The sequence below is a fragment of the Methylomonas sp. BG-2 genome (genome assembly GCF_057766305.1).
Genome location: NZ_JBYMAP010000200.1, coordinates 1 through 7106, shown reverse-complemented (window position 1 = coordinate 7106; position 7106 = coordinate 1). Strand labels below are relative to the sequence as shown.

Genomic DNA, 7106 nt, shown 5'->3' with positions numbered 1-7106 from the left:
GGCGGAAATCCACGGCCTGCGGCCGGACGGCACGTTGATTAAAGGCATGGAGGCATTCCGCGCGGCCTATGCCGCCGTTGGATTGGGCTGGCTATTGGCGCCAACCCGCTGGCCGCTGTTAAAACCGCTGTTCGGCCGGTTGTATCGCATATTCGCCCTGCATCGCTCGCGGCTCGGCTCGATGTTTGGCGGCCGGGACTGCCGGAACGGCAAGTGCCGGATATGAACCGGGCAAATCCGCGCTCGACCGCAAGGCCCGACTATTCCTTGACCGGCTTTTTCTCCAACTTGCGCTGTAAGGTGCGGCGGTGCATGTTCAAGGCTCTGGCGGCGGCGGAAATATTGCCGTCGTGCTGCATCAACACCTTTTGCAAATGCTCCCATTCCAGGCGCTTGATCGACAACGGATTGTCGCTGATCGCCACCGAGGCGTCGCCCTTGTCCTTGTACAAGGCATTGACGATCTCGTCGGCATTGGCCGGCTTGGTCAGATAATGAATGGCGCCGAGCTTGATGGCCTCGACGGCGGTGGCGATGCTGGCAAAACCGGTCAACATCACGATCTGGGTGTTGTCGTCGAGCGAAATCAGCTTCTTGACCATCTCCAGACCGGAGTCGTGGCCGATCCGCAAATCGATCACGGCGTATTCCGGTTCGGTTTGTTCCGCCAGCGTCATCGCGGTCTCGACATCGTTGGCCACCGTCACCTGAAAATTGCGTTTTTCCAGGGCGGGCTTTAACACCGAGCAAAAAGTGACGTCATCGTCCACCAGCAGCAAATTGGGTATGTCAGCCGTAAGATCTGTCATCCGTACTCTCCTTAGTTAGTAATGGCAAGCTGATTTCGACGCAGGCGCCGCCGGCTTCCGGATTGTCGAACACGATGGTTCCGCCCAAGCGCTTGATCGTCGTATAGGTTAAAAACAGGCCGACGCCCATGCCCTGTTTGTTGCTTTTTACCGGTTTCCGGCCGGCGAATTGCAATAACTCGCGGGGTAATCCTGGTCCAAAGTCGCGAATTTTCAAGCTCAGCGACTCATCGTCCCATTCTACGTGAAATTCGATGCCGGCGTCGGCCGGCGACGCCTCGGCGGCGTTATTCAAGATGTTGATCACCGAATGGGTCACCGTGCGTTCGGCGATGATCCGGGCCTCCATATCGACGGTGGTCGATACGAACAATTTCAGCTTGGTGGCCGGCTTGTGGGCGCGCCATTGGTTCAGGAGTTCGTCGATGTATTCGCTGACCAACATGACCTTGCCGGACTCGGCGCGCATCTCGCCGGCCGAGGCCGACATCACCGACAAGGCTTGCTTACAGCGGTCGATCTGCTGCTGGACGATCATCAGTTTTTGGTACAAATCCGGATTTCGATGCTCGGGCGTTTCCTCCAGCATCTCGTGCGTCAAAATCGCGATGGTGCCCAGCGGCGTGCCCATGTCGTGCGCGGCGCTGGCCGCCAGCGTGCCCAGCGACACCACCCGCTCGTCGCGCAACGCGCTCTCGCGGGCGTCGGCCAGATTACGTTCGCGCTCCTTCAAGGTTTTGGACAATTCGACGACGAAAAACGCCACCAGCCCGGCGCTGAACACAAAGCCGAACCACATCCCAAACACATGCAAATTGAAATAGCGGCGGTCGTTCATCAAGTGCATCTGCAAACTCATCTCCGGCGTCATCTCGCTCATCGCCTGATGGTTCATGTGCGGCTCTATCGCCGGCAGCGGCACGTTGTAGGCGATCAACACCGTATACACGCAGGACGTGATGATCACCATGTTCCAGGCATAGGCCTGCGGCAACATGATCGCGGTGATGATCAGCGGCAACAAAAACACCCAAATGATCGGATTGGACGCGCCGCCGGTCAGGTACAGCAAATAGGCCAGCGCCAACACGTCCATGCAGATTTGCGAAAAAATCTCGTACTCGGTGACTTCCTCGGCGGTCCGCAAGCGCAACCAAGTGTAAAGATTGAGGATGGAAATCGCGAAAATCGCCAGCCATAGCTGGTTTTGCGGCAAGCTGATGCGCAAGCCGTTCACGGCGATAAACACCGCCACGGTCACCGCGAACAGCATCAAGTTTCTGAGGATGTAAAGCCAGCGGAGATTTTCGCGAATCGAAATCTCGGCTTTCGGGAGTATATGTGACAGCATCATGAACTATGGGCAGAGACGATCGGGCGGGCCGGCAAGCGCCTCGGGCTCCTCTAATAAACCAACGACGCGGATGACGGGAATGGCATAAAACAAAATTCGGACCGGCAAACCGACTGCCGATAACGCTAGAGCCGATTGAATTCTTCGTGGCATATTCTCGAATGCATTCGCCATTCCGGCGGGAATTGCCGGAATCCAGGCACCACGGATCAATCGCGGCCTACCATCCATGGCGCCCGGATGCCCGCTTCCCGGCGGGCATGACCATCGTTCTAAAAAGTGACGGCGTAGAATTGGGGGACGGAAGTCTTTTCCTAAACCGGCGCCACATCAAGCGCTTTCAAATTGCCAACCGCCGTTGCTGTCCATCCATTTCATGCTCAGCCAATACCAAGCGGTCATCGGCAACATCATCGCGAACCAGCTCCAGTCATCGATCAAAAACACGTTGGCGACCCAGTCGTCGGCAAAATAATTCACCCAGGGGATGCAGTAAAGGCTGAACAGTAAACTGCTCCAGATTAAAATCAGCGCTCCCTTGCGAGTTTGGATGCTGGACAGGGCCAAAAAGACCCAAATGGGGGTTTTTCGCGGTTGTTGCATGGTTTTTCCTTGAATTCTTCTATGATTTGCTGGTATGGCGGCGCCACAAACTACCAGTAAATCGACCGAAAGAAAAGCTTTTCCTGTGCCCGAATCGCCGCTAATTTTACGCACCACGGCCGAAGCGGCTCGTAGCGATTTCGCCGCGGCGCATCCAGGCGGCCGAGCCACTAACCAAGCCCTGATTCAGGCCTATTTCGCCACGCTGATTGCGATTCTCCAAGCCTCTCCGCCCAAGTTGCCCACGTCCGAATCGAACAGCCTAAGTCGCAAGGCTTTTTAGCTTGCGCGCAAGCCTTTTTGCTTTGCGCGCAAAGCTTTTTTCATTGCGCGCAAGGCTCGGAGCCTTGCGTTTATTGCTCGGAGCCTTGCGAGCAAAGCTTTTTGCCTTGCGGGAATTGCTTTTTGCCTTGCGCGCAAGGCTTTTATCATTGCGCGCAGAGCCCCGAGCCTTGCGCTTATTGCTCGGAGCATTGCGGGCAAGGCTTTTTGCCTTGCGGGAATTGCTTTTTGCGTTGCGCGCAAGGCTCGAAGCCTTGTGTTCAAGACAGAAAGACCTCCAAGCCATCCCCGTCGCCTGACGCGCGAAGTTTCAACGGGGCGTTGGGCTTACCGGTTACTCAGTGCGGCGGAATATTTCCCGCTAGCGGTAAGTCTTAAGCAAAATCCATCCACTCACATCGAATTCCTCGCGTCAGTCCGACAGACCCAGCCGCCGGTTTTGCTCTGAATAGTGCCGTCCGGCAAACCCGGCGCCGGCTCGTTCGCGCAAACTCTCATAAAGCTGAGCCGGTCCCAGCAGAATCTCGCGCAAACCGGCGCGCACCCGTTCTGAATCCAAGGCTTGTTTGCTCATAGCGTTGTGCGCCGCGAAGGCATCGATAATCGCGCTCAACAACTCGTTGGAAAAGTCCGGGGAATTCGCGAACTGCTCCTTGGTATTGTTGGCCGCTTGTGTCGCCAGTATCCGGGATTCCAGCAATTTGCCCTTGATAACGCTATTGACGTAAACCAGCCGGTCTTCATCGGTCAAATCGCCTTCGAACAAATCGTTGACCTTAGCGATAATCTCCACCAGATTGGCTTTTTCCTTTTCCTGAATCGATCCGCCGCCGCTGCCGCTCATCGGTAGCAGCTTTTGATATTCGCCACCGGCCAAGGCCAAATCGCGCCGGCCGCCGCGCTTCAGATTGTGGTGGGTCAAGATGACCTTGGATAAATCAATCCCTTCGCGCTCCCGACCAAACTCCAGCAGCGGCAGCAAGCGCCGGTAGAAGATAAAGCGCTTTTCAATAGCGGTGTTGCCGTAATCGAAGATTTGCGACAGGAAGGCATACATGCGCTGGAAAGCGGTCATGTCGTGCTTGAACAGTATCAACGCGTCCAATTCGTTTTGCGCATCGGTCGCCGCTTTGCCGTCTTCGTTGGCCTTGGCAAGGTTCAGCTTGTCCTGGACTGCTTTGTAACGCAGCAACAGTCGCGACACCACCGGCTCCAGTGCGCCGGCCAACTCGCTTTGTTTGGCATTCGGATTAAACTCGACCTCCACCACGCGATTGACTTCAAACTCGTCGTAAAAGCCGGCTCCATCCAGTTTCATGCGCAAATCGAACACTAGATGCGGGTCAGTCACATTCGAGAGTTCGGCGGTTTCATAATAGGTAAGGAAGGCGGCGAGAATGTCCTCCGGATCGTTAATAAAGTCTACGACATAGGTGGTGTCTTTGCCCGGATGAGCACGATTAAGACGGGACAGCGTTTGCACGGCGGTAATACCGGCCAGCCGTTTATCGACATACATGCCGCACAACAAGGGCTGGTCAAAGCCGGTCTGAAACTTATTGGCGACCAACAGGATTTGATAATCGTCGGTATTGAACGCCTCGCGGATGTCCTGCCCTTTCAGGGCGGGGTTCATGGTGTGACTGGTTTCGCTGAAGGGGTCAGCGCCGGATTGCGGGTCGTTCACTTCGCCGGAAAAGGCCACCAGTGTGCCGATTTTGTAGCCGTTTTCTTTAATGTATTTATCAATCACCAACCGCCAGCGCACCGCTTCCAAGCGACTGCCGACCACCACCATGGCCTTGCCTTTGCCATTCAGCAACGGCGCGACATTCTCGCGAAAATGCTCGACCACCACCTGCACCTTTTGGCTGATATTGTAGGGATGCAGCCGCACCCAGCGCATGATGCCTTTCAGGGCTTCGCTGCGCTCGACTTCCTTGTCATCCCATTCTTTGCCGTCATGCGCCAGTTTGAAGGCCAGCTTATAAGGCGTGTAGTTCTTCAACACATCGAGGATGAAGCCTTCCTCGATGGCTTGGCGCATCGAATAGACATGAAACGGCGCCGGCAGGTTATCAGCACCGGCCGGTAAATCCGGATTCGGGCGACGACCGAACAGCTCCGAGGTCTTGGCCTTGGGCGTAGCGGTGAAGGCGACATAGGTAATGCTGTTCTCGGCGGCACGGTTGGCCATTTGCGCGGCCAACAGGTCTTCGGTGCTGACTTCGCCGCCGTCCGTCAATTCTTGCAACTCTTCCGCCGACAACACCGCTTTCAGCTTGGCGGCCGCTTCGCCGGTTTGCGACGAATGCGCTTCATCGGCAATCACCGCAAAGCGTTTGCCGTGGGTGGCGGCTTGCTCCTGCACGGTCTTGAGTGCAAAGGGGAAGGTCTGGATAGTGCAAACCACGATTTTCTTGCCGCCCGATAGCGCCGTTGCTAATTCGCCGCTTTTACTGGCGGATTCGCCTTTAATGGTGGCGACCACGCCGGCCGTGCGCTCGAAATCGAAAATCGCTTCCTGTAACTGACTATCCAACACATTGCGGTCGGAGACAACCAGTACGGTATCGAACAGCTTTTCATGGGCGGCATTCGACTGCATGGATGCAGAAGGTAGAGCAACGCATGGAGCAGTTGCCGAGTGCAAATCAGCCAGAAAGTGCGCCGACCATGCAATCGAATTGGTTTTGCCGGAGCCGGCCGAATGCTGGATCAGGTATTTACCGCCCGCCCCTTCCTGCAACACAGCAGCCAGCAGCTTGCGGGTACCGCCCAACTGATGGAAACGCGGGAAGATGATTTTCTTGATTTGGTTTTTCTGGTCTTTCTGCGCGACCAGATACCGCCCTAAAATCTCCAGCCAGCTATCCCGTGCCCAAATATCTTCCCAGAGATAGGCGGTGAGATGCCCATGTTCATTAGCCGGATTTCCAGCTCCGCCATTATTTCCCCGATTAAACGGCAGAAAACGGGTGGCCGCGCCTTCCAACTGCGTCGTCATATAGATTTCGCTATTGCTGACCGCAAAATGCACCAAAGCCCCATTGGGGAAGGACAGCAAAGGTTCGGGGTTGCCTTGACCTTTCGGCCGAGGCTCACGGTCGAAGCGATATTGGTCAATCGCATCATCCACCGATTGGGTGAAGTCGGTTTTCAGTTCCGCCGTGGCTACCGGAATGCCATTTAGAAACAGGCCAAGATCAATGGCGTTTTCGTTATGCAGCGAATAGCGCAATTGCCGCACCACTCGCAGCCGGTTGGCGGCATAGCGGGTCAGAATATCCGGATTGATGGCCAACGCCGGTTTGAATTGGGCCAGCATCAAGGGTTGCCGCAACCCTATTAATTCAATGCCGTGGCGTAAAACATCCAGCGTGCCGCGTTGATTGATGGAATCCCGCAACCGACCAAGCAACACGTCGCCGGCCTGTGCGCCGTGGTTCTTTTCCAGTGTTTCCCATGCCTGCGGCTGGGTGGCTTTTATCCATGCCAGCACATCTTCCGGAAATAGCCCCCGTGTTCTGTCGTAGCGGGCTGCGTCGCCTTGCGCAGTCAGCCAGCCGTTGGCGGCGAGGTGTTCGCAGATTTCATTCTCGAAATTGACTTCCCTGTGCAAGCTGATCATGTGCCGTTTATGTTGATGTGGCGAGAATCAGGCCCAGTTTAATAGCCCAAGGCCGTGGAATGCGCACTGTAACAGTGCCCGGAGAGGTAGCCGTAAATTCGACGCCATTCAACTCCAGATAAACGGGGGCATCGGTGTCGCCCATGCTCATCGCGTCCAGACAATCACCATACAGATGGAAGCCGCCAGAATCATCGTTGAGATATTGAAGCGTTGTTTTGGTGCTCATTGTTGCACCAGTGAATCAAGTGAATCGGAGGGCGGTGAAACAACCATCGATTGCGGTTGAGAGCGCAAATAAAGCGTTTCCGGGGCTATATCCAACTCGCCCGGCCAACTTACTGTGCCGAAGGCCAGGTGGGCCTGTGCAAATAGATTGAAATCTTTTAAGCGAACAAATACGCCGCGATCAAGATAAGGCGTCACA

At 55.6% G+C, this 7106-nt stretch carries 8 protein-coding genes; 1 reads left to right on the top strand and 7 read right to left on the bottom strand.

The features are described from left to right. The coding region (locus AC3B8H_RS16350; protein ID WP_488442612.1) for a DCC1-like thiol-disulfide oxidoreductase family protein at positions 1 to 226 on the top strand (226 nt) is incomplete at its 5' end. A gap of 34 nt (positions 227 to 260) precedes the next feature. Here the strand turns inward: AC3B8H_RS16350 and AC3B8H_RS16345 are convergent. From AC3B8H_RS16345 to AC3B8H_RS16315, 7 genes are all read right to left on the bottom strand, one after another. Then, a complete protein-coding gene (locus tag AC3B8H_RS16345; RefSeq protein WP_488442611.1) occupies positions 261 to 809 on the bottom strand; it encodes a response regulator transcription factor in 549 nt (182 codons plus the stop codon). Next, on the bottom strand, positions 790 to 2160 hold the full coding sequence (locus tag AC3B8H_RS16340) for an ATP-binding protein (protein WP_488442613.1): 1371 nt from the start codon (positions 2158 to 2160) through the stop codon (positions 790 to 792). Before AC3B8H_RS16340 ends, AC3B8H_RS16345 begins: the two co-directional genes overlap by 20 nt. Positions 2161 to 2493: 333 nt before the next feature. Further along, the gene (locus AC3B8H_RS16335; RefSeq protein ID WP_488442610.1) at positions 2494 to 2766 is read right to left on the bottom strand and encodes a hypothetical protein; all 273 of its coding nucleotides are present in this window, start codon (positions 2764 to 2766) and stop codon (positions 2494 to 2496) included. A gap of 262 nt (positions 2767 to 3028) precedes the next feature. Beyond that, on the bottom strand, positions 3029 to 3334 hold the full coding sequence (locus AC3B8H_RS16330) for a hypothetical protein (protein WP_488442609.1): 306 nt from the start codon (positions 3332 to 3334) through the stop codon (positions 3029 to 3031). 126 nt (positions 3335 to 3460) lie between these two features. Next, complete coding sequence (locus AC3B8H_RS16325; RefSeq protein WP_488442608.1) at positions 3461 to 6679, bottom strand: type I restriction endonuclease subunit R; 3219 nt, start codon at positions 6677 to 6679, stop codon at positions 3461 to 3463. Positions 6680 to 6686: 7 nt separating this feature from the next. Further along, a complete protein-coding gene (locus AC3B8H_RS16320) occupies positions 6687 to 6908 on the bottom strand; it encodes a hypothetical protein (protein WP_488442607.1) in 222 nt (73 codons plus the stop codon). Continuing rightward, positions 6905 to 7106: DUF2442 domain-containing protein (locus tag AC3B8H_RS16315; protein ID WP_488442606.1), on the bottom strand; the 202-nt coding region annotated here is incomplete at its 5' end. The genes AC3B8H_RS16320 and AC3B8H_RS16315, both read right to left, overlap by 4 nt.